The organism is Pseudomonas sp. GW823-FHT05G12 (genome assembly GCF_058795575.1).
The window spans coordinates 517,723-539,874 of sequence record NZ_CM179501.1; the positions used below are offsets into that span (position 1 = coordinate 517,723).

At 61.7% G+C, this 22,152-nt stretch carries 18 protein-coding genes; 7 read left to right on the forward strand and 11 right to left on the reverse strand.

Annotated elements, in window-relative coordinates; genetic code table 11:
• Positions 1–33: 33 nt before the first annotated feature.
• The 10 genes from AC3RCM_RS02300 to AC3RCM_RS02345 form a co-directional block, all read right to left on the reverse strand.
• Positions 34–1,602, reverse strand: coding sequence for a SpoVR family protein (locus tag AC3RCM_RS02300; RefSeq protein ID WP_003255566.1), 1,569 nt, complete (start codon positions 1,600–1,602; stop codon positions 34–36).
• Positions 1,599–2,870 carry a YeaH/YhbH family protein gene (locus AC3RCM_RS02305; RefSeq protein WP_003255564.1) on the reverse strand — a complete coding sequence of 424 codons (1,272 nt, stop codon included), beginning with the start codon at positions 2,868–2,870 and terminating at the stop codon, positions 1,599–1,601. Before AC3RCM_RS02305 ends, AC3RCM_RS02300 begins: the two co-directional genes overlap by 4 nt.
• Positions 2,871–3,025: 155 nt before the next feature.
• A complete protein-coding gene (locus tag AC3RCM_RS02310) occupies positions 3,026–4,948 on the reverse strand; it encodes a PrkA family serine protein kinase (protein WP_003255563.1) in 1,923 nt (640 codons plus the stop codon).
• A 282-nt stretch (positions 4,949–5,230) separates the two neighbouring features.
• On the reverse strand, positions 5,231–5,563 hold the full coding sequence (gene glpE / locus AC3RCM_RS02315; protein WP_010951742.1) for a thiosulfate sulfurtransferase GlpE: 333 nt from the start codon (positions 5,561–5,563) through the stop codon (positions 5,231–5,233).
• A gap of 14 nt (positions 5,564–5,577) precedes the next feature.
• Positions 5,578–6,444 (reverse strand): symmetrical bis(5'-nucleosyl)-tetraphosphatase, encoded by an 867-nt coding sequence (locus tag AC3RCM_RS02320; protein WP_004576191.1) that lies wholly within the window; start codon positions 6,442–6,444, stop codon positions 5,578–5,580.
• Complete coding sequence (gene apaG, locus AC3RCM_RS02325; protein ID WP_064491652.1) at positions 6,444–6,824, reverse strand: Co2+/Mg2+ efflux protein ApaG; 381 nt, start codon at positions 6,822–6,824, stop codon at positions 6,444–6,446. Before apaG ends, AC3RCM_RS02320 begins: the two co-directional genes overlap by 1 nt.
• A 192-nt stretch (positions 6,825–7,016) precedes the next feature.
• Positions 7,017–7,820, reverse strand: a complete 804-nt coding sequence (rsmA, locus tag AC3RCM_RS02330) for a 16S rRNA (adenine(1518)-N(6)/adenine(1519)-N(6))-dimethyltransferase RsmA (RefSeq protein ID WP_003255558.1) — start codon at positions 7,818–7,820, stop codon at positions 7,017–7,019.
• On the reverse strand, positions 7,817–8,806 hold the full coding sequence (pdxA, locus tag AC3RCM_RS02335) for a 4-hydroxythreonine-4-phosphate dehydrogenase PdxA (RefSeq protein WP_409263123.1): 990 nt from the start codon (positions 8,804–8,806) through the stop codon (positions 7,817–7,819). The genes rsmA and pdxA overlap by 4 nt, the downstream gene beginning before the upstream one ends.
• Positions 8,803–10,122, reverse strand: coding sequence for a peptidylprolyl isomerase SurA (gene surA, locus AC3RCM_RS02340; RefSeq protein WP_011953306.1), 1,320 nt, complete (start codon positions 10,120–10,122; stop codon positions 8,803–8,805). Before surA ends, pdxA begins: the two co-directional genes overlap by 4 nt.
• Positions 10,103–12,910: an LPS-assembly protein LptD gene (locus AC3RCM_RS02345; RefSeq protein ID WP_492629356.1), complete on the reverse strand. Its 2,808-nt coding sequence runs from the start codon at positions 12,908–12,910 to the stop codon at positions 10,103–10,105. Before AC3RCM_RS02345 ends, surA begins: the two co-directional genes overlap by 20 nt.
• Positions 12,911–13,040: 130 nt before the next feature.
• Between AC3RCM_RS02345 and AC3RCM_RS02350 the strand changes: the two genes are divergently transcribed.
• The 3 genes from AC3RCM_RS02350 to AC3RCM_RS02360 are packed head-to-tail and all read left to right on the forward strand — an operon-like array spanning position 13,041 to position 15,497.
• Positions 13,041–14,060 (forward strand): aminoglycoside phosphotransferase family protein, encoded by a 1,020-nt coding sequence (locus AC3RCM_RS02350; protein ID WP_014755129.1) that lies wholly within the window; start codon positions 13,041–13,043, stop codon positions 14,058–14,060.
• Positions 14,057–14,728, forward strand: a complete 672-nt coding sequence (gene murU / locus AC3RCM_RS02355; protein WP_010951745.1) for an N-acetylmuramate alpha-1-phosphate uridylyltransferase MurU — start codon at positions 14,057–14,059, stop codon at positions 14,726–14,728. Before AC3RCM_RS02350 ends, murU begins: the two co-directional genes overlap by 4 nt.
• Position 14,729: 1 nt before the next feature.
• A complete protein-coding gene (locus AC3RCM_RS02360) occupies positions 14,730–15,497 on the forward strand; it encodes a TerB family tellurite resistance protein (RefSeq protein ID WP_010951746.1) in 768 nt (255 codons plus the stop codon).
• A gap of 27 nt (positions 15,498–15,524) precedes the next feature.
• On the opposite strand, the gene AC3RCM_RS02365 is transcribed toward AC3RCM_RS02360, so the two are convergent.
• Positions 15,525–16,523, reverse strand: coding sequence for an alpha/beta hydrolase family protein (locus AC3RCM_RS02365; protein ID WP_011953310.1), 999 nt, complete (start codon positions 16,521–16,523; stop codon positions 15,525–15,527).
• A gap of 95 nt (positions 16,524–16,618) precedes the next feature.
• Between AC3RCM_RS02365 and AC3RCM_RS02370 the strand changes: the two genes are divergently transcribed.
• From AC3RCM_RS02370 to AC3RCM_RS02385, 4 genes are all read left to right on the forward strand, one after another.
• Positions 16,619–19,006 carry a PAS domain-containing sensor histidine kinase gene (locus tag AC3RCM_RS02370; protein ID WP_492629357.1) on the forward strand — a complete coding sequence of 796 codons (2,388 nt, stop codon included), beginning with the start codon at positions 16,619–16,621 and terminating at the stop codon, positions 19,004–19,006.
• A 7-nt stretch (positions 19,007–19,013) separates the two neighbouring features.
• A complete protein-coding gene (locus tag AC3RCM_RS02375; RefSeq protein ID WP_172830947.1) occupies positions 19,014–19,646 on the forward strand; it encodes a response regulator in 633 nt (210 codons plus the stop codon).
• Positions 19,647–19,941: 295 nt separating this feature from the next.
• Positions 19,942–21,066, forward strand: coding sequence for an ABC transporter ATP-binding protein (locus AC3RCM_RS02380; protein WP_003255547.1), 1,125 nt, complete (start codon positions 19,942–19,944; stop codon positions 21,064–21,066).
• A gap of 40 nt (positions 21,067–21,106) precedes the next feature.
• Complete coding sequence (locus AC3RCM_RS02385; RefSeq protein ID WP_492629358.1) at positions 21,107–22,141, forward strand: ABC transporter substrate-binding protein; 1,035 nt, start codon at positions 21,107–21,109, stop codon at positions 22,139–22,141.
• The last annotated feature ends 11 nt before the right edge of the window (positions 22,142–22,152 follow it).

Genomic DNA, 22,152 nt, shown 5'->3' on the forward strand with positions numbered 1-22,152 from the left:
ACAGGATAACCCGTCGGCGGTCATGGGGTCGCATCAGAGGTGGTGGATAACAGCCAGGTCCATACGGCCGTAGTCGGCGCTTTCGCTATGTTCGCCGCGTGGCGGCATGTGGTGAGTACTCATCACTTGCTCGCCTTGCACGGTCTCCAGGTGGATATCGAAGCCCCACAGGCGATGCAGGTGCTTGAGCACTTCGTCGGTCGAGTCGCCCAGCGGTTTGCGGTTGTGTTGCTGGTGTCGCAGGGTCAGTGAGCGGTCTCCGCGGCGGTCGACGCTCCAGATCTGTACGTTCGGTTCACGGTTGCCCAGGTTGTACTGCGCTGCCAACTGCTCCCGAATCACCCGGTAGCCGGCCTCATCATGGATGGCGGGCACCAGCAGGTCGTCGCGCTGGTCGTCATCGAGGATGCTGAACAACTTGAGGTCGCGCATCACCTTGGGCGACAGATACTGCAGGATGAAGCTCTCGTCCTTGAAGCTGCTCATGGCGAACTTGATGGTAGAAAGCCAGTCACTGCCCGCAATGTCGGGGAACCAGTGGCGATCTTCTTCGGTGGGGTTTTCGCACATGCGGCGGATGTCGGTGTACATCGCAAAGCCCAGCGCGTAGGGGTTGATGCCGCTGTAGTACGGGCTGTCGAAGCCGGGCTGGAACACCACGCTGGTGTGCGACTGCAAGAACTCCATCATGAAGCCTTCGGTAATCAGCCCCTCGTCGTACAGGTCGTTCATCAGGGTGTAGTGCCAGAAGGTTGCCCAGCCTTCGTTCATCACCTGGGTCTGGCGCTGCGGGTAGAAGTACTGGGCGATCTTGCGCACGATGCGCACTACTTCACGCTGCCAGGGTTCAAGCAGCGGGGCGTTCTTCTCGATGAAATACAGGATGTTTTCCTGCGGTTCGGCGGGGAAGCGCCCCTCATCGCGGTCGTTACCCTTTTCGGCGTTTTTCGGAATTGTCCGCCAAAGGTCGTTGATCTGACGCTGAAGGTGCTCTTCGCGCTCCTGTTGCCGGCGCCGCTCTTCTTCGGCAGAAATAGGGTAAGGCCGCTTGTAGCGGTCGACACCGTAGTTCATCAGGGCATGGCAGGAGTCGATCAAGTCCTCCACAGCATCGATACCGTGGCGCTCCTCGCACTGGGCGATGTACTGCTTGGCGAACACCAGATAGTCGATGATCGAACTGGCGTCAGTCCAGGTGCGGAACAGGTAATTGCCTTTGAAAAAACTGTTATGGCCGTAGCACGCGTGCGCAATCACCAGTGCCTGCATGCACATGGTGTTTTCTTCCATCAGGTAGGCGATACAAGGGTCGGAGTTGATCACGATCTCGTAGGCCAGGCCCATCTGGCCGCGGCTGTAGGACTTTTCCGTACTGAGGAACTGCTTGCCGTAGGACCAGTGGTGGTAGCCCAGCGGCATGCCGACCGAGGCGTAGGCGTCCATCATCTGTTCGGCAGTGATGACCTCGATCTGGTTGGGGTAGGTGTCCAGGGCGTAACGCTCGGCCAAGCGGCTGATTTCCCGGTCGTAGGTCTGGATCAGCTCGAACGTCCACTCGGACCCAGTGGAAATGGGTTGGCGTCTCTGTGCTCTGGCGGTCATGTGGCTAACCTGCGCTGGAAGAGTTCACGGAAGACCGGGTAGATGTCGCCGGCCGATACCAACTGCTGCTGGGCGAACGTGTCGGGGAAAGCATCTCCGATACGCTCGTATTCATACCACAGCGCCTGGTGTTCACGGGGGGTGATCTCAACGTAAGTGTAGTACTGCACATGCGGCATGATCTGTTTGGAAAGGATGTCGCGGCAGATGGGCGAGTCGTCGTTCCAGTTGTCGCCATCAGAAGCCTGCGCGGCATAGATGTTCCAGTCGCTGGCCGGGTAACGCTCGGCCATGATCTCCTGCATCAGCTTGAGGGCACTGGAGACGATGGTGCCGCCGGTTTCCCGCGAATAGAAGAACTCTTCTTCATCGACTTCCCGGGCACTGGTGTGGTGGCGAATGAACACGACTTCGATGCGCTCGTAGTTACGCTTGAGGAACAGGTACAGCAGGATGAAGAAGCGCTTTGCGATGTCCTTGGTGGCCTGGGTCATCGATCCGGATACGTCCATCAGGCAGAACATCACTGCCTTCGAGCTGGGGTTGGGTTGCTTGACCAGCAGGTTGTACTTGAGGTCGAAGGTGTCGAGGAAGGGCAGGCGGTTGATACGTGCCTTCAGGCGCTCGATTTCCTGTTCGACTTCCTGGATATCGGTGAAATTGTCCGGCTCTTCGACCCGCAGGCGATCAAGTTCCTTTTGTGCTTCGCGCAGCAGGGCGCGGCTGCTGCCGGTCAGGGCGATACGCCGGGCATGGGCCGAGCGCAGGGTGCGCACGATGTTGATGCGTGACGGGTTGCCTTCGTTGGCGATGCCGGCGCGAACAGTCTTGAAGGTATCGGCGCCAGTCAGGTGACGTTTGACCAGGTTGGGTAGCTCAAGGTCTTCGAACATGAATTCGAGAAATTCTTCCTGGGTGATCTGGAAGACGAACTCGTCCATGCCCTCGCCGGAATTGCCGGCCTTGCCGCGACCGCCGCCACCTCCACCGCCTTGCGGCCGTGGGATGTGTTCACCGGCAGTGAATTCTTTGTTGCCAGGATGCACGATGGTCTGTTTGCCCCCGCGACCATGATGCAAGACGGGTTCGTCGATGTCGCGCCCGGGAATACTGATCTGCTCGCCGTGTTCCATATCCATGATGGAACGGCGGCTCACCGCCTCTTCGACGGCCTTCTTGATATGTTCGCGGTACCGCCGCAGGAAGCGCTGGCGGTTGACCGTGCTCTTGTTCTTGCCGTTCAGGCGTCGGTCTATAACGTAGCTCATGGTCCCTCCGGTGACTGGATGCAGCTGCAACCCACAAGCTGCAAGCCACAAGCTTCAAGCTGCAAGAAAGAGCAGCCACCGCCGCTGCAAGCTGTGACGCGGGCAGCAATGCCAACGCCAGACAGCTTGCAGCTTGCGGCTCGTAGCTTGCCGCTTTATTGCGATTTCCTGACCCGCAGGTACCATTCCGACAGCAGGCGCACCTGTTTGTCGGTATAGCCACGCTCCACCATCCGGGTGACGAAGTCGTTGTGTTTCTTCTGGTCCTCTTTGCTGGCCTTGGCGTTGAAGCTGATGACCGGCAGCAGGTCTTCGGTGTTGGAGAACATTTTCTTCTCGATCACGACCCGCAGCTTTTCATAACTCAGCCAGCTTGGATTCTTGCCATTGTTGTTGGCGCGTGCGCGCAGTACGAAGTTGACGATCTCGTTGCGGAAGTCTTTCGGGTTGCTGATGCCGGCCGGTTTCTCGATCTTCTCCAGTTCCTCGTTGAGCGCAATGCGGTTGAGAATTTCGCCGGTTTCCGGGTCGCGGTATTCCTGATCCTGGATCCAGAAGTCTGCATACAGCACGTAGCGGTCGAAGATGTTCTGGCCGTATTCGCTGTAGGACTCCAGGTAGGCAGTCTGGATTTCCTTGCCGATAAACTCGATGTAGCGCGGTGCCAGGTATTCCTTCAGGTAGCGCAGATAGCGTTCGCGCACTTCAGCCGGGAATTGCTCCTGTTCGATCTGCTGTTCGAGGACATAGAGCAGGTGCACCGGGTTGGCGGCAATTTCGTGTGGGTCGAAGTTGAACACCTTGGACAGGATCTTGAAGGCGAAGCGAGTCGACAGGCCGTTCATGCCTTCGTCGACACCCGCAGAGTCCCGGTATTCCTGGATCGACTTGGCCTTTGGATCGGTGTCCTTGAGGTTTTCCCCGTCGTAAACGCGCATCTTGGAATAGATATTGGAGTTCTCGGGCTCTTTCAGACGCGAAAGCACTGTGAACTGAGCCAGCATCTTGAGCGTATCTGGCGCACAGTGGGCCTTGGACAGCGAGCTGTTGACCAGCAGTTTGTCGTAGATCTTGATTTCATCGCTGACCCGCAGGCAGTACGGCACCTTGACGATATAGATCCTGTCGATGAACGCTTCGTTGTTCTTGTTGTTACGGAAGGTGTGCCACTCCGATTCGTTGGAGTGCGCCAGCAGAATACCGGTATAGGGGATCGCCCCAAGGCCTTCGGTACTGTTGTAGTTGCCTTCCTGTGTGGCGGTGAGCAAGGGGTGCAGGACCTTGATCGGCGCCTTGAACATTTCGACGAATTCCATCAGGCCCTGGTTGGCCCGGCACAGCGCGCCCGAGTAGCTATAGGCGTCGGCGTCGTTCTGTGGGTATTCCTCAAGTTTGCGGATATCGACCTTGCCGACCAGGGCCGAGATGTCCTGGTTGTTTTCATCGCCGGGTTCGGTCTTGGCAATGGCGATCTGGTTAAGAATCGACGGGTACAGCTTCACCACCTTGAACTTGGAGATGTCACCACCAAATTCCTGCAGGCGCTTGGTGGCCCAAGGCGACATGATGGTGTTGAGGTAGCGCCGTGGGATGCCGAACTCTTCCTCGAGAATGGCCCCATCTTCGGTGGCATTGAACAAGCCCAGAGGTGACTCGAATACCGGCGAGCCCTTGATCGCGTAGAACGGCACCTTTTCCATCAGCTGCTTGAGTTTTTCCGCCAGCGAGGACTTGCCGCCGCCTACCGGGCCCAGCAGATAGAGGATCTGTTTCTTCTCTTCCAGGCCTTGGGCGGCGTGGCGGAAGTACGACACGATCTGGTCGATGCACTCTTCCATGCCATGGAAGTCGGCAAAGGCCGGATAGCGGCGGATAACCTTGTTGGAGAAGATGCGCGACAGCCTGGAGTTGGTAGAGGTGTCGATCAGCTCTGGCTCACCGATGGCCAGCAACAGCCGTTCGGCCGCCGATGCGTAGGCACTGCGATCCTCTTTGCACAGCTCGAGGTACTCCTGCAGCGAGAGTTCTTCCTGGCGCGTAGACTCGAAACGTTGTTGGAAGTGGCTAAAAATACTCATGACGTCACCTCGCTCGATACGTGGAGACGACGCCGGATCAGTCAGCTGATGCTGGCATGCAACCGGGTTGGCCGATTGCTGTATACCCCCCAGAACACCCTGTAACGCTACCGATGACCCGCACGCCGGTGTACCGGCTCTCCCCTTTTTGGATGGCCTGAGCTTAAGCGTAGTTGGTTATCTGCAAGGTAAAGGGGTGAGAAAGGCAGAAGTTACGAACGACCGTTCGTCAGATAAGCCGCAAGCCCGCGCGGCGCACGGGCTGCAGGGGAAAATAAAAAATTATTCAGCGTTGCCCTGGGCGGTCTCGGCCGGGTAGGTCGCGCGCCACAGTTCGAAGCCGCCGTCCACGCTGTACACGTCGGAGAAACCCTGGCCTACCAGGTAGGCGGCAGCACTTTGGCTGGAATTGCCGTGATAGCAGACCACCAGGGTTGGCGCGTCGAGGTCGGCGTTGCGGATGAAGTCAGCGACCGAGTGGTTATCCAGGTGCCGGGCGCCGGTGATGTGGCCGGCGGCGAAGGCCTGCGGGTCGCGAATGTCGACGACGACCGCACCTTCTTTCTTGCGAAGCTCCAAGGCCTGCTCAGGAGGGATGCGCTTGAATTCGCTCATGGGTACTACTTCCTTCAGGTGTGGTCGTTGAGTGTAGTGGGTTGTGCCGGCTGGCGCAGGGTGCCGTCGTCGGCGCAGTCGCAGCGGTGGTATTCGCCGCTGTCGACGTTGTACAGGGTCATGGCGCCACCCCATACGCAGCCAGTGTCCAGGGCGATGACGTCGGGCTCGGTGACCTCACCCTGCAGAGCGGCCCAATGGCCAAAGATGATCTTCACGTGGCGTGAGCGGCGGTCCTTGTGCGCGTACCAGGCTTTGTAGCCTTTGGGCGCGCTACCCAGGCCTTCCTTGCTCTTGAGGTCGAGTTTGCCATCGGCCGTGCAGAAGCGCATGCGGGTGAAGTAGTTGGTGATGACCCGCAGGCGTTCGACGCCGGCGAGGTTCTTGCTCCACTTGTTCGGCTCGTTGCCATACATGCCGTCGAGGTACAGCTGCAGGCGGGTGTCGTCACGCAGCACTTCCTCGACCTCGGCAGCGAGCTCCAGGGCTTTGCCAAGGGTCCATTGTGGCGGTATGCCGGCATGAACCAGGGCGATGCCGCGGGGCTCGTCGTAATGCAGCAGCTTCTGCTGGCGCAGCCAGTCGAACAGCTGGTCGGCGTCCGGCGCTTCGATGATCTCGCGCAGTGTGTCGCTTTTCTTGAGGCGCTCGACGTTGTGCCAGGCGGCCAGCAGGTGCAGGTCATGGTTGCCCAGCACGCAGACCAGTGAATGACGGATCGAGTACAGGAAGCGCAGGGTTTCCAGTGACTCGGGGCCGCGGTTGACCAGGTCGCCGACCAGCCACAGGCGGTCGACGGCGGGGTTGAAACTGACGCGATCGAGCAGGCATTTGAGTGGCTGCAGGCAGCCCTGCAGGTCACCGACGGCGTAGGTGGCCATCAGTGCAGCGCCCCGGGCACTGCCAGCCGAAAGGGGGCAATCTCGGCGTCGAAGCGCTTACCGTCTTCGGCGAACATCTGGTAGCTGCCCTGCATGGTGCCAACGCGGGTGCTGATGACGGCACCACTGCTGTAAGTGTGGCTCTGGCCAGGGTCGATGTTGGGTTGCTGGCCGACCACGCCGGCGCCGCGTACTTCCTCTACCTCGCCGTCACCGTTGGTGATCAGCCAGTGGCGCGACAGCAACTTGGCACTGAGCAAGCCGTTGTTCTGCACGGTAATGGTGTAGGCGAAAGCGAAGCGACTGTTTTCGGGGTCGGATTGTTCTTTCAGGTAGCGGGTCACGACGCTGACGTCGATTTGATAGCGGGGGTCGGACATGCAAGGGCCTTGGGCGAACTGACGCAATAATGCAGTCTAGGCCATTGGGAGGGGGGAGGGCCAGCGGTGATCGGGCTTGGGGGGGGGCTGTGTCGGCCTCTTCGCGGGTAAACCCGCTCCTACAAGGGGTCGCACAGGATTTGAGGGTTGTGCGATCCCTTGTGGCCCGTGAAGAGGCCGGAACGGGCTAAATCAGGCTTGTTGCTGATCAGCCAGTTGGTCAGCCAGGCGCACGAAGGCTGCCAGGTCGAGCTGTTCAGGACGCAGGCTGCCATCAACGCCAGCAGCCTCGATGGCGGCGCTGTCCAGCAGGCCTTTCATGGTGTTGCGCAGGGTCTTGCGGCGCTGGTTGAACGCTTCGCGAACGACACGCTCCAGCAGCAGGTGGTCCTTGGCCGGGAACGGCAGCACTTCGTGCGGCACCAGGCGGACGATTGCCGAATCCACTTTCGGAGGTGGGTTGAAGGCACCAGGGCCGACATTGAACAGGTGCTCCACGCGGCAGTGGTACTGCACCATGATCGACAAGCGCCCCCAGTCACCGCCGCCAGGGCCGGCGGCCATGCGCTCGACCACTTCCTTCTGCAGCATGAAATGCATGTCGCGGATCAGCCCGGCGTGGCTGAGCAGGTGGAAGATCAGCGGGGTGGAGATGTTGTAGGGCAGGTTGCCAACCACCTTGAGGCTGCGCGGCGGCACGCCCAGCTGGTTGAAGTCGAACTTCAGGGCGTCGCCCTGGTGCAGGCGGAAGTTGCTGCGATCAGCGAACTTGTGCTGCAGGATCGGCACCAGGTCTTTGTCCAGCTCCACCACGTCCAGCTGTGCGCCACTGCCCAGCAGGCCTTCGGTCAGGGCGCCTTGGCCCGGGCCGATTTCCAGCAGGTGTTCGCCGGCCTTGGCGTTGATGGCACGCAGGATGCGGTCGATGATACCGGCGTCGTGCAGGAAGTTCTGGCCGAAGCGCTTGCGCGCCCGGTGTTGGTATTGCTCGTTCATGGTCGGTTCTCGGCCATCTGGTAGGCGGTTTCCAGTGCGACGCGCAGGCTGCCGGTGTCGACTTTGCCAGTGCCGGCCAGGTCCAGGGCGGTGCCGTGGTCAACCGACGTGCGGATGATTGGCAGGCCCAAGGTCACGTTCACTGCTGCGCCGAAGCCTTTGTACTTGAGTACGGGAAGGCCCTGGTCGTGGTACATCGCCAGCACCGCATCGCAGTGCTCCAGATATTTGGGGGTAAACAGGGTATCGGCCGGCAGCGGCCCGCGCAGGTCCATGCCTTCGGTGCGCAGGCGGGCCAGGGTCGGCTCGATGATGTCGATTTCTTCGCGGCCCAGGTGGCCGCCCTCGCCCGCGTGCGGGTTGAGGCCACACACCAGGATACGCGGGTTGGCAATGCCGAACTTGTCGCGCATGTCGGCATGCAGGATACGGGTTACACGTTCGACGCGCTCTGCAGTGATAGCGTCGGCAACATCACGCAGTGGCAGGTGCGTGGTCACCAGGGCCACGCGCAGGCCGCGGGTGGCCAGCATCATTACCACTTGTGCGGTGCGGGTCAGTTCGGCAAGGAATTCGGTATGCCCGGAAAAGGCGATACCGCTTTCGTTGATCACTCCCTTGTGAACCGGGGCCGTGATCATCCCGGCGAAGTGCCCGTCCAGGCAGCCTTGCCCAGCGCGGGTCAGGGTTTCCAGCACGAACGCTGCGTTGGCCTTGTCCAGCTGGCCTGGCACCACCGGAGCCGCCAAGGGGGTATCCCAGACGTACAGGCTACCTGCGGGTGCCGGGAGGTCAGGCCATTGGCCCGGGGCTACCGGCAGCAGGCTGACGGCCAGCCCCAGCTGCGTGGCCCGCTCGGAGAGCAGGTCACGGCTGGTGATGGCGATCAGGGGGTGAGGCTGGGCGTCTGCGGCGAGCAGCAGGCACAGGTCGGGACCTATGCCGGCCGGCTCGCCGGGGGTGACGGCGAAGCGCAGGGGCTTCACTGGGCGGCCTGGTCAGCGCCAGGCAGCTTGATTTCAACGTAGGCTTCGTCGCGGATTTGGCGCAGCCAGGTTTGCAGCTCTTCGTCATACTTGCGGTTGCGCAGTACGCTCAGGGCCTGCTGTTCGCGAGCTTGCTCGGTGCTGTCGGTGGCGCGGCGGCCCAGCACTTCCAGAACGTGCCAGCCGTACTGGGTCTTGAACGGTTTGGTCACTACGCCTTGCTGGGCATTGGCCATCTGTTCACGGAACTCCGGTACCAGGCTGTTCGGATCGACCCAGTTGAGGTCGCCGCCGTTGAGTGCCGAACCCGGGTCTTCCGAGAAGCTCTTGGCCAGTTCGCCGAAGTCTTCGCCGTTCTTGATCCGATCGTACAGGCGCTCGGCCAGTTGCTGGGTGGCCGCCTCGCTGCGGATCTCGCTTGGCTTGATCAGGATGTGGCGTACATGCACTTCGTCGCGCAGCACGTTCTCGCTGCCGCCGCGCTTCTCCTCGAGCTTGAGGATGATGAAGCCGTTGGGGATGCGAATAGGCTGGGTAATTTCGCCCACCGGCATGCTGCTGAGCATCTTGGCGAAGTCGGGTGGCAGCTGACCGGCTTTACGCCAGCCCATTTCGCCGCCTTCCAGGGCGTTTTCGCTGGCCGAGTTGGCAATCGCCATCTGGCCGAAGTCAGCACCCTGGCGCAGTTGCTGGTACACGTCACCGACCTTGCGCGCAGCCTTCTGGATATCGTCCGAGTTGGCGGCTTCCGGGGTCGGGATGAGGATGTTGGCCAGGCGGTACTCTTCCGACATCTGCATCTTGCCCAGGTCCGAGGCCAGGAAGTTCTTCACTTCCTGCTCAGACACCTGAATGCGTTCGGCAACGCGGCGTTGGCGCACGCGGCTGATGATCATCTCGCGCTTGACCTGCTCGCGAGCGTCGTCGAACGACAGGCCGTCACGGGCCAGCGCCGCGCGGAACTGGTCCAGCGACATGCCATTGCGCTGGGCAATGGTGCCAATGGCCTGGTTCAGCTCTTCGTCGGTGATGCGGATACCAGAGCGCTCGCCGATCTGCAGCTGCAGGTTCTCGACGATCAGGCGTTCCAGCACCTGCTGTTCCAGGGCGCTGGTCGGCGGCACGCCGCCGCCGCGCTTGGCGATGGTTTGCTGGACCTCATGGACACGCTGGTCCAGCTGGCTTTGCATGACCACGTCGTTGTCGACGATAGCCACCACGCGATCAAGAGGTTGCACCGCGGCATGCACCGCGCCACTCAGCAAAGCGACGCCCAGCAACACTGGGCGCAGACGATCAATAAGCTTGGTCTTCACGTTCACGGTAACCTTGAATGCCTTGGTCGAGGAAAGACTCGACCTTGTTGCCAACTACGCCGCCGAGGCCTTTCAGGACGATCTGAAGGAAGACACCGTGGTCGCCTTTTTCGTTCTGTGGAAGGGCCTGGCTGAAATCGTCGTAGTCGATCCAGTAACGGTTGATCAGGCGCAGCTTCCAGCAGCAGTTGTCGTATTCGAAACCACCCATGGCTTCCAGGGTACGGTTGCGGTTGTAGTCATGCTGCCAGCGAGCGATTACGTTCCACTGCGGCACGATCGGCCAGATGACCGAGAAGTCGTGCTGCTGGATCTTGTAGTAATCCTTGATGTAGTTCGGATCGCCCGGGGTGCCATAGTCACCGCCGCCCACTTTCCAGGTACCCGTGGTCGAGTCGTAGGCAATGGTGTCGTTACGGTAGCGATAACCGAGGTTGACGATCTTGTTCGGGTTGTCTTCAGGCTGGTAGTGGAACATCGCGCTGCCCGAGCGGGTGCTGCGGCTGTCCGGGTCCCAGTTGAAGTCCGAATTGAAGCGCCAGTCGCGGTTGAAGTAGTAGTTGTACATCAGGGCGTATGGCGATACATCGGACTGCGCGTCCTTGCGGGTGCGGTAGTCGATGCCTGGCAGCTGGACCTTGCGGTCCTTGAAGTAGTAGGCCTGGCCGATGCTGAAGTTCTGGCGCTCGAAGCCGTTCTCCTCGATCCAGCGGGTGGTCACGCCCAGCGACAACTTGTTCTCGTCGCCGATGCGGTCGGTACCACTGAAACGGTTGTCACGGAACAGCGAGTCGTAGCTGAACAGGGTTTCACCCGTGTCGAACAGCGGGATGTCCATCTGGTCCTTGTACGGGACATAGAGGTAGAACATGCGCGGTTCGAGGGTCTGGCGGTAGTTGGTGCCGAACAACGAGGTGTTGCGGTCGAAATACAGGCCGCTGTCGACGCTGAAAATCGGGATATCGCGGTTCAGGTTGCTTTTGTAGTCGCCGAACACGTCCAGTGTGTCTGCGTTCGCGGCAGCAATGTCGCTCTTGCCCTTGCTATCCAGGTCAAGGTCGTAATGGGTATACATGTACTTCAGCTTCGGCGTGATGTAGCCGTAGCTGGCTTCCATCGGCAGGCTGATGGACGGGGCGACGTTCAGGCGGGTACCGTTGGCACGCGCTACACCGAAGATGTTTTCGTCAAGACGACGACCGGGTACGCCGGCGCTGGCGTCTGGATTGCCATCTTCGTCCAGAACGAAATCGTCCTTCAGGTCACGATCAAAGCGAACAGCTTCAGTCTCGTACCCAAGGTTCAAACCGCCAGGCTGGAACGGCAGCGTACCGTTCAGGGTCAGCTGCGGCAGGCGATCATACGGCGTGATCTGCGAGATGGTCGCCATCTCGTAGGCATGCACATTCAACCGCGCGGTGTAGCTGTCGCCTCGGTAGGTCAACGCACCCTGCTGGTTCAGCAGGTCGCGGCTTTCCACGCCAATCTGGTCGGATTCCAGGTCCTGGAAGTAGAACGGGTCGCTGATGTCGGTGTAGTCCACCTCGGCCATCAGGCGTTCGTCCAGGCCACCCTTGTGCTGCCAGTTGACCATCCAGCGCTGATCTTTGTAATCCGTCTGATCTTTGCGGTCGTCGTTCTTGTCGTTCAGGTAGGCGCCGCCGAACTGCCCTTCGCTGGAAGGTGTCAGGTAGCGGAACTCGCCTTCCATCAGCAGGCCGCGCTTGGCCATGTAACGCGGGTACAACGTGGCGTCGTAGTTAGGCGCCAGGTTGAAGTAGTACGGCGTGACCAGCATGAAGCCGGTGTCGCTGCTGGTGCTGAACGACGGCGGCAGGAAGCCGGACTGGCGACGGTCGTCAATCGGGAAGTAGATGTACGGTGTATAGAACACCGGGAAATCCTTGACCCGAAGCGTAACGTTGGTCGCAGTACCGAAACCGGTGGCCGGGTTCAGGGTGATGTTGTTGCCTTTCAGCTGCCAGGCGTTGCTGCCCGGTTCGCAGGTGGTGTACGTACCGTCCTTGAGGCGGATGATGGCGTTTTCGCCACGCTTGGCGTACAGGGCACTGCCGCGGATGTGCGACTTGTGCATCACGTATTCGGCGTTGTCGACCTGGGCTTCGCCAGTGTCGAGCTGGATCTGGGCCTCGTCACCGACCACCAGCGAACCGTTGTCACGGATCTTGACGTTGCCCTTGAGCTCGCCACGGTTTTCGGCCTGGTAGAGGTTGGCCTCGTCGGCTTCGGCCTGCATGCTGCCCTGGCGCATCACCACGTCACCGGCGAGGGTAGCGATCTGCTGCTCCTGCTGGTACTTGGATACCTTGGCATTGATGTAGGTCGGCGACTCGTCCTTCGGCGTGGTGTCGGCCATGCCCGGGCGGGTTGGCTCGATATACGCGCCACCGCAGTACGGGCCGGTTTCAGCCAGCTGCGCGGCGGTGAGCTTTTCACGCGGAACCCAGTCCAGGTGGCTGTAGTCTTCGCTGCGCGACTTCAGACCACGGCCCTTGGCCTCGGTAACCAGCACGGGCCGGTCCGCAGTTTCGGCTTCGCCCGCCGCTTCGGTGCCGGAGCTGACGGCTGCACCTTCGTGCACCGGGCGCGGCGGCAAGTTGTTGACTGGGGTTTTGGGCTTGCAGTCCCAACCACCGGCGGCGGACACTTGGCAGTCGAACTGTTCGGCTGCCACTACGTATGAGGTGGCCAGAGGTTGCAGGGCCAGCAGACCGCCGGTTACCAGCAACGGAAACTTTCTACGAAACGCGGGGGATTTCAATGCCATCTTATTAGTCCGGGCTTCCTGCGTGCCATCTGCCCGCGTGTGGGGCCGCACGCCTCTCGATGGTCTGAAAAAGATGCTGGATAATAAAGCATGACCCGCTTGACGGCTAGGGCCGTCGGAGACCCTTGCAATGCCTGAACACGATGTACGCCTGCAACAACTGACGGTCTGGCTCGATGAGCAGCTCAATGATCTTTTCCGTGACAACGCCTGGGGCGAGGTGCCTGCAGGCAGCCTGACCGCTGCCAGCAGCGACGCCAGCTTCCGCCGCTATTTCCGCTGGCAGGGCGCTGGCCACAGTTTCGTGATCATGGATGCGCCCCCCCCGCAGGAAAACTGCCGACCGTTCGTCGCCATCGACCACCTGCTGGCCAGCGCTGACGTACATGTGCCGCTGATCCACGCTCAGGACCTGGAACGCGGCTTTTTGCTGCTTGGGGATCTGGGCACTCAGACATACCTTGACATCATCAATGCAGACAACGCCGATGGCCTGTTCGCCGACGCCATCGATGCCCTTCTGAAGTTCCAGCGTTTGCCAATGGACGCGCCGCTGCCCAGCTACGACGACGCCCTGCTGCGCCGTGAAGTGGAACTGTTCCCCGAATGGTACGTGGGGCGTGAGCTGGGCCTGACCTTCACCGATGCACAGAAGGCCACCTGGCAGCGCGTCAGCCAGTTGCTGATCGACAGCGCCCTGGCGCAGCCCAAGGTGCTGGTACACCGTGACTACATGCCGCGCAACCTGATGCAGAGCACCCCCAACCCTGGTGTGCTGGACTTTCAGGATGCGGTATACGGCCCGGTCACCTACGACATTACCTGCCTGTTCAAGGACGCCTTTGTCAGCTGGCCGCAGGCGCGGGTCGAAGGTTGGCTGAGCGACTACTGGCAGCAGGCGCAGGCGGCCGGCATCCCGGTGCACGCCGAGTTCGAAGCCTTCCACCGCGCCAGTGACCTGATGGGCGTGCAGCGGCACCTGAAGGTGATCGGCATCTTCGCCCGTATCTGCCACCGCGACGGCAAGCCGCGTTACCTGGGCGACGTGCCGCGTTTCTTCGCCTATATAAATGAAGTGATCGGTCGCCGGCCCGAATTGGCGGAGCTGGGTGAGCTGATTGCCGAGTTGCAGGCCGGAGCGCGTGCATGAAGGCCATGATCCTGGCTGCGGGGAAGGGCGAGCGCATGCGCCCGCTGACCCTGCACACCCCAAAACCGTTGGTCCCGGTCGCCGGCCAGCCGCTGATCGAGTACCACCTGCGCGCCCTGGCGGCAGCGGGCGTGACCGAAGTGGTGATCAACCATGCCTGGCTTGGCCAGCAGATCGAAGACCATCTGGGCGACGGTAGCCGCTTCGGCCTGAGCATTCGCTATTCACCTGAAGGTGAACCGCTGGAAACCGGCGGCGGCATCTTCAAGGCCCTGCCTTTGTTGGGTGATGCGCCGTTCCTGCTGGTGAATGGCGATGTGTGGACCGACTACGACTTCGCGCGATTGCAGGCTCCCCTGCAAGGCCTGGCTCACCTGGTACTGGTCGACAACCCTGGCCATCACGGCCGTGGTGACTTCCGCCTGGTGGGCGAGCAGGTCGTTGACGGCGATGACGCGCCCGGCACGCTGACCTTCAGCGGCATTTCCGTGCTGCACCCGGCGCTGTTCGAAGGTTGCCAGGCGGGTGCCTTCAAGCTGGCACCGTTGCTGCGCCAGGCGATGGCGGCCGGCAAGGTATCTGGCGAACACTACCGTGGGCACTGGGTGGATGTTGGCACGCTTGAACGCCTGGCCGAGGCTGAGTCTCTGATTGGCGAGCGCGCCTGACATGTGGTGGCCAGGCACGGTGATAGGTGTGGGTGCCGGCTTTGCCGTTGCGAGCATACCGGGTGCCTTGCTCGGTGCGTTGCTTGGGCAGGCCATCGACCGCCGGCTGCGCTTGCAAGGCTGGGAAGACATGCGCGAACGCCTGGGTGGGCGCCCTGCATTACGCGACGACGAGTTGTTGTTCGTGATGCTCGGGCGCCTGGCCAAGTGCGATGGACGGGTAGCCGAGCAGCATATCCAGCAGGCGCGTCAGGAGATGGTGCGCCTGGACCTGGCCGAGGCAGCCCGGTTGCGCGCCATCAATGCGTTCAACCGTGGCAAGGCGGGCAAGGACCGGCTTGGCGGGCACCTGCGGCGCATCAGTCAGCAGCCCCACGCGGCGGAAGGTACCTTGCGGGCCTGTTGGCGCATGGTCTGGGCTGACGGCAAGATGGGCAACAAGGAGCGTGAGTTGCTGCTGGACTGGGGGCAGAAGCTGGGCATGAGCCGGCGCCAGGTGCAGGCCATGTCCCTGGAGTACGAGCCGCGCAAGGCCACGGGGGCAGAAAGCGTGCCCATGACCTACGCGGCAGCGTTGCGCTTGCTGGCGGTGGACGCAGACACCGACACCGATAAGGTCAAGCAGGCGTATCGTCGGCTTGTCAGTCGGCATCACCCGGACAAGCTGGCGGGTACTGGTGCCAGCGAGGCGCAGGTGCGTGAAGCGACCGCGCGCACCCGTGAGTTGCACCAGGCCTATGCCATGATCCGCAAGCGGCGCGGCCTTTGACGCCCCGCCACAAGGATCAAGCCTGACTCAGCCCTGAGGGCTCATCCACCCCCGCACCCGGCGGAACAATTGCTCTTGTTCCGCCGCTTTGTTTGCTGGCATGGCAATCAATGACAATTGTCGGTACTGGCTATCCTTCTGCCGCTTGCTGGCCTGCAGCCGTTGCTGGGCTGCGTTGCGGTCAGCGCTGCGGGTGGCGTAGTAGATATCGGCCGTGGGTACCTTCAAGGTTGGGGCCAGGCTTTCCAGGTCCTGCTCCACCCGTGCAGGGGTCTGTGCAGCGACCATCACCAGTTTTTGTACCTGCGGTGGCTGTTTCTCGCTCAGGTAGCGCGCCGCCCAATATGCACCGCTACCATGGCCGATCAGTACGATGCTGCGGGCATTGTGTTGTTGGGCGAACGCCACGGCGGCATCCAGGCGGGCGAAGATGCGTTCGGCATCTGCCGGGTCGGCCTGCTCGCTGGCTTGTTCGGCATCGGTGCTTTCTGCTGTGTCGGCATCGGCCGCGGTGGCTTGGGCCACGTTGGCGTTGGCGTCGGCCGGCACGTCCTTGACCGGTGCGCTTTCGCCTTTTTCTGGCGCAGGCGCTGCCGGTGGTGTGGCTTCGACCCGTGCTTGCGGGCTGTCTGCGAGCAGGTCGGGCAGGCTGATGCTCAGGCTGTGCCAGCCGATATCAGGGAATTTTTGCCGCAGTGGGCCGACTGCATTTGGCCAGTCGGCCGTTTCGCCTGCACCGGGGACAATGATCACTGCCCCTTGCGGATCGTTGTCGTTTGCCGGCTTCCACAGGGCCAGGAAGCTGTCGGTACCGGCCTGCAGGGTCTGCTGCTCAGCCTTGGGCAGCAGCCGCTCCAGCGCCAGGGCATCCTCCTGGCTGCGTTCCAGCAAAGGTGGGCGTGGGGCCTCGGCAGCCGGTGCCATGGTATTTGCAGGTGGTTTTTCGGCATCGGCGGCCAGGGCGCCGAGTGGAAGGACCGAGGCCAGGCAGCACATTGCCAGCGTCGTGCGATAAAGTGTGGACATGAGTCAACCCAAGGCCAGAATGAAACCGGCAGCCTAATAGTATTTGCCCGTGACGGCCATGCTGCATGGCCGTCTTTGCCAAGTCGAGCGTATAGATGAAGCGAGTGCGTCGCCTGTTGGTTATCGGCTGCTTGTGGCTGCCCTTGATTGCCTGGGCCAAGCCCGAGGCGCTGCCCTCTGTGGTGCTGGAGCCTGACCAGCAGCAGTGGCTGGACACCCACCGCAGCCTGCGTGTCGGCCTGGTGTTGCAGGCGCCCTACGCCCAGTTCGACCGGCGTCTGCAGCAACTGTACGGGGCCAATGTGGAGCTGGTGAACAGCCTGGCGCAGGCGCTGCGGCTGGACCTCACCTGGCGTAACTTCACTGACCAGGCCAGTTTGGAACATGCCCTGCAGAGCGGCGAAATCGACTTCGCCCCTGGCCTTACCCAGACGCCGGCCAGCCTGCGCCTGTGGCTATTCAGCGACCCGTACATGCGCGTGCCACAGCTGGTGGTGGGGCCGCGCACCGGGGCCATGGCCGTGGAACTGGAAAAGCTTGAAGCCGAGCAACGCGTCGCGGTGCGCATGCCCAGCCCGCTGGCGGATTACCTGCGCGGCAACTACGGCAACCTCAACCTGCAGGGGGTGCCCGACGATCGTGAGGCCTTGCAACTGGTGGTAGGTGGCCAGGCCAGTTTCGCCGTGCTGGATGAAGCGCAGCTCAGCCGCCTGTCGCGCGAGAGCGAGTTCGGTGAGCTGGCGGTGGTCGGCGATATCGGCCTGCCGCAACTGTTGCGTATCGGTTCGCGGCGCGACTGGCCGCTGCTGGCCGATGTACTTGAACGTGGCTTGCAGGCAGTGCCGGCCAAGGAGCTGGAACAACTGCATCAGCGCTGGTTGCAGCCGAAGTACCCGCGCCTGAGCGAGTCGCCGGGCTTCTGGCAGAACATGGCCTTGCTGTTCGGTCTGTTGCTGTTGTGTGCCTTGGCCACGCTGGTGTGGCAACGCCGTCAGCAGCGCCAGCTGGAGCGCAGCCTGCTGGCCGCGCGAGAAAGCCTTGTTGAGCGCCAGGTGCGCGAAGAGGCGTTGCGCCTGAGCCAGTTCGCCATCGACCAGAGCACCGTAGGTATCCTCTGGGTCAACTGGGACAGCCATGTGCGTTACGCCAACCATGCCGCCGAGCGCATGTTGGGCTACAGCGAAGGGGCGTTGCTGGAGCGGCCGCTGAGCGACTTCGAGCCGAGCCTGAACATGGACCGGTGGCTAGAGCTGTGGAAGGGGGCGCGTACGGGGGCGGGGGGTGTCGGTCAATTTGAGACGCAATGCCGGCGGGCTGATCAAAGCTTGCTACCCGTGGAGCTGTCGCTGAGCTTTCTGCGCTTTCGTGATTCCGAATATCTGGTGGTCTACCTCGCCGATGTCACCGAGCGCCACCGTGCCTTGGCGGCCCTTCGCGAAAGCGAGGCGCGGCTCAAGGGCATTGCTGGCAACGTACCAGGGTTGGTGTTTCGCCTGGAGCGTGACCCGGCCGAGGGCGATCTGGAGTTCCCCTATATCAGTGAGGGTAGCGAGGCTTTGGTGGGTTATGCACCCAGCGAGATCCAGCACCCGCAGATGGGCCTGCGCAACCTGGTGCACCCCGAGGACCGTGCTGATTATCACAGGGTGCAGGACCTGGCCCTGGCCAGCGACCAGGACTGGTCCTGGCAGGGGCGCATCCTCACCCGGCAGGGCGAACAGCGCTGGGCCGATATCAAGGCCAGCGCCCGGCATCTGGGCAACGGCCAGGTGGTGTGGGACGGTGTAGTCTGGGACATCACACAGGGCAAGCGGGCCGAGCTGGCGTTGGCGAAGTCCCAGGAGCAGTTGCGCGAACTCTCGGCCCACCTGGAGAGCGTGCGTGAAGAAGAGAAAGCTCGTATCGCCCGGGAAGTGCATGATGAACTGGGGCAGATGCTGACCGTGCTCAAGCTGGAAGTGTCGATGTGCGAGCTGGCCTATGCCGAGCTAGACCCTGGCCTGAATGATCGCCTGGCGAGCATGAAACGCCTGATCGCCCAGTTATTCCAGTTGGTGCGCGATGTCGCCACTGCCTTGCGTCCGCCGATCCTCGATGCCGGCATTGCCTCGGCCATCGAATGGCAGGCGCGGCGTTTCGAGGCACGTACGCAAATCCCCTGTCTGGTGCAAGTACCCGATAATCTGCCAGCATTGAGTGATGCCAAGGCCACCGGGCTGTTTCGTATCCTCCAGGAGGCGCTGACCAATGTGATGCGTCACGCCCAGGCGCACAGCGTAGAGATTGAGCTGGTACGTGAGGGCGGACAGTTGCGCATGACGGTCAGTGATGATGGCCAAGGCTTTTGCCGCGAGCAGACGCGGCCCACCTCGTTTGGCCTGGTGGGTGTGCGCGAGCGGGTGCTGATGCTGGGGGGGAGCATGACGCTGGAAAGCGAGCCGGGCGAAGGCACCAGCCTGAGCGTGGCCATTCCGTTGGAGTAGGAGAGCAATCGTGATTCGAGTTCTGGTGGCCGAAGACCACACCATTGTCCGTGAAGGCATCAAGCAGTTGATTGGCCTGGCCAAGGACATGCAAGTGGCGGGGGAGGCCGGTAATGGCGAGCAGTTGCTCGAAACCCTGCGCCACACACCGTGCGAGGTGGTACTGCTGGACATCTCGATGCCGGGTGTGAACGGCCTGGAGGCGATCCCGCGTATCCGTGCGTTGCACGATGCTCCAGCGATCCTGATGTTGTCGATGCACGATGAGGCACAGATGGCGGCGCGGGCGTTGAAGGCCGGTGCGGCGGGCTATGCCACCAAAGACAGTGACCCCGCGCTGTTGTTGACGGCGATTCGTCGGGTGGCCGGTGGCGGGCGTTATATCGACCCGTCGCTGGCCGACCGCATGGTGTTCGAAGTAGGCCTCACCGAATCCCGGCCGTTGCACACACTGCTCTCGGAGCGGGAGTTTTCGGTGTTCGAGCGCCTGGCCCAGGGCGCCAACGTCAACGACATCGCCCAGCAGTTGGCGCTGTCGAGCAAGACCATCAGCACCCACAAGGCGCGTTTGATGCAAAAGCTGAAAGTGAACTCGCTGGCGGAGCTGGTGAAGTACGCCATGGAGCACAAGCTGATCTGATTGCGACATACGGGTGCCCGAAACTTGCCGAAGCCTCTGTGGGAGCGGGCATGCCCGCGAACGGGCCTGGCCTGCTGATCTCTATGGCTGAGCCGGCCTCTTCGCGGGCATGCCCGCTCCCACAGGTTTCGTGGTTGGCTCGCAAGGGCATTCCAATCCCGCCATCCTTGTAGGGCGATCCCTACAACAAATCTTCCATCCGGATGATGGCATTCTCTCAGTGCCCCCGATTTTCGGGCGCTTGCGTCTCTTCTACTCTTTTGCCTACGCAGTCATCCAACAAGAAGGTGCAGGCATGAGCGAGGCGAAGTCGAACGCTGCAACCGGCGAAACGCTGGTCAGCTTCCGTGGTGTGCAGAAGAGCTACGACGGCGAGTCGCTGATCGTCAAAGACCTCAACCTGGATATCCGCAAGGGCGAGTTCCTCACCCTGCTTGGCCCGTCCGGCTCGGGCAAGACCACCAGCCTGATGATGCTGGCGGGCTTCGAAACCCCCACCGCCGGTGAAATCCAGCTTGGCGGGCGCTCGATCAACAACGTGCCGCCGCACAAGCGTGATATCGGCATGGTGTTCCAGAACTACGCGCTGTTTCCGCACATGACCGTGGCCGAGAACCTGGCCTTTCCGCTGACCGTGCGCAACCTGAGCAAGACCGACATCAGCGAGCGGGTCAAACGTGTGCTGAACATGGTGCAGCTCGACGCTTTCGCCAAACGCTACCCCGGCCAGTTGTCCGGTGGCCAGCAGCAGCGGGTGGCGCTGGCCCGGGCATTGGTGTTCGAGCCTCAGCTGGTGCTGATGGACGAGCCACTTGGCGCGCTGGACAAGCAGCTGCGCGAACACATGCAGATGGAGATCAAGCACATTCACCAACGTCTTGGTGTGACCGTGGTGTACGTGACCCACGACCAGGGCGAAGCGCTGACCATGTCCGACCGCGTGGCGGTGTTCCACCAGGGCGAAATCCAGCAGATCGCCGACCCGCGCACGCTGTACGAAGAGCCCTGCAACACCTTCGTCGCCAACTTCATCGGCGAGAACAACCGCATCAGCGGCACCCTGCTGGCCAGCGATGGCAAACGTTGCCAGGTGCAGTTGCCTCGCGGCGAGCGGGTCGAGGCGCTGGCGGTGAATGTCGGCCAGGCCGGCGAGCCGGTGACCCTGTCGATACGCCCGGAGCGCGTGCGCCTGAACGGCCACAGTGAAAGCTGCGTCAACCGGTTCTCTGGCCGGGTGGCCGAATTCATTTACCTGGGCGACCACGTGCGGGTGCGTCTGGAGGTTTGCGGCAAAGGCGACTTCTTCGTGAAGCAGCCTATTGCCGAGCTCGACCCGGCGTTGGCCGTGGGCGATGTAGTACCGCTGGGCTGGGAGGTGGAGCACGCCCGCGCGCTCGATCCGATTGCCGAAGCCCATTGATGGATTGCTTCACCAACCCTGTACTGTGGAGAGAATAATAATGCGCAAGCAGTTGAAACTGACCGCCCTGGCTTTGGGGCTGTTCACCGCTGGCCAGGCCATGGCCGCAGACCTCACCGTGATCTCGTTCGGTGGCGCCAACAAGGCTGCCCAGGTCAAAGCGTTCTACGAACCCTGGGAAAAAGCGGGTAATGGCAAGATTGTCGCGGGTGAGTACAACGGCGAAATGGCCAAGGTCAAGGCAATGGTCGACACCAAGAGTGTGTCGTGGAACCTGGTAGAGGTTGAGTCGCCAGAGCTGGCGCGCGGTTGCGACGAAGGCATGTTCGAAGAGCTCGACCCGGCCCTGTTCGGCAACGAGGAAGACTACGTGCCTGGTGCCATTCAGCCTTGCGGTGTGGGCTTCTTCGTCTGGTCCACGGTCATGGCCTACAACGCCGACAAGCTCAAGACCGCCCCCACCAGCTGGGCCGATTTCTGGGACACCAAGCAGTTCCCGGGCAAGCGCGGCCTGCGCAAGGGCGCCAAGTACACGATGGAATTTGCACTGATGGCCGACGGTGTTGCGCCCAAGGACGTCTACAAAGTGCTGGCAACCAAGGAAGGCCAGGACCGCGCCTTCAAGAAACTCGACGAACTCAAGCCCAGCATCCAGTGGTGGGAAGCGGGTGCACAGCCACCGCAGTTCCTGGCCTCTGGCGACGTGGTCATGAGCTCTGCCTACAACGGCCGTATTGCCGCTGTGCAGAAAGAAAGCAACCTCAAGGTGGTGTGGAACGGCGGCATCTATGACTTCGACGCATGGGCAATTCCCAAAGGCGCCAAAAACGTCGAAGAGGCGAAGAAGTTCATCGCCTACAGCGTCAAGCCCGAGCAGCAGAAGATCTACTCCGAAAACATCGCCTATGGCCCGGCCAACTCCAAGGCCGTGAGCCTGCTGTCGAACGAAGTGAAGAAAGACATGCCGACCACGCCAGAGAACATTGCCAACCAGGTGCAGATCGACGTGGCGTTCTGGGCCGACAACAGCGAGCAGCTGGAGCAACGCTTCAACGCCTGGGCGGCGAAGAAGTAAACGTCCAGTGT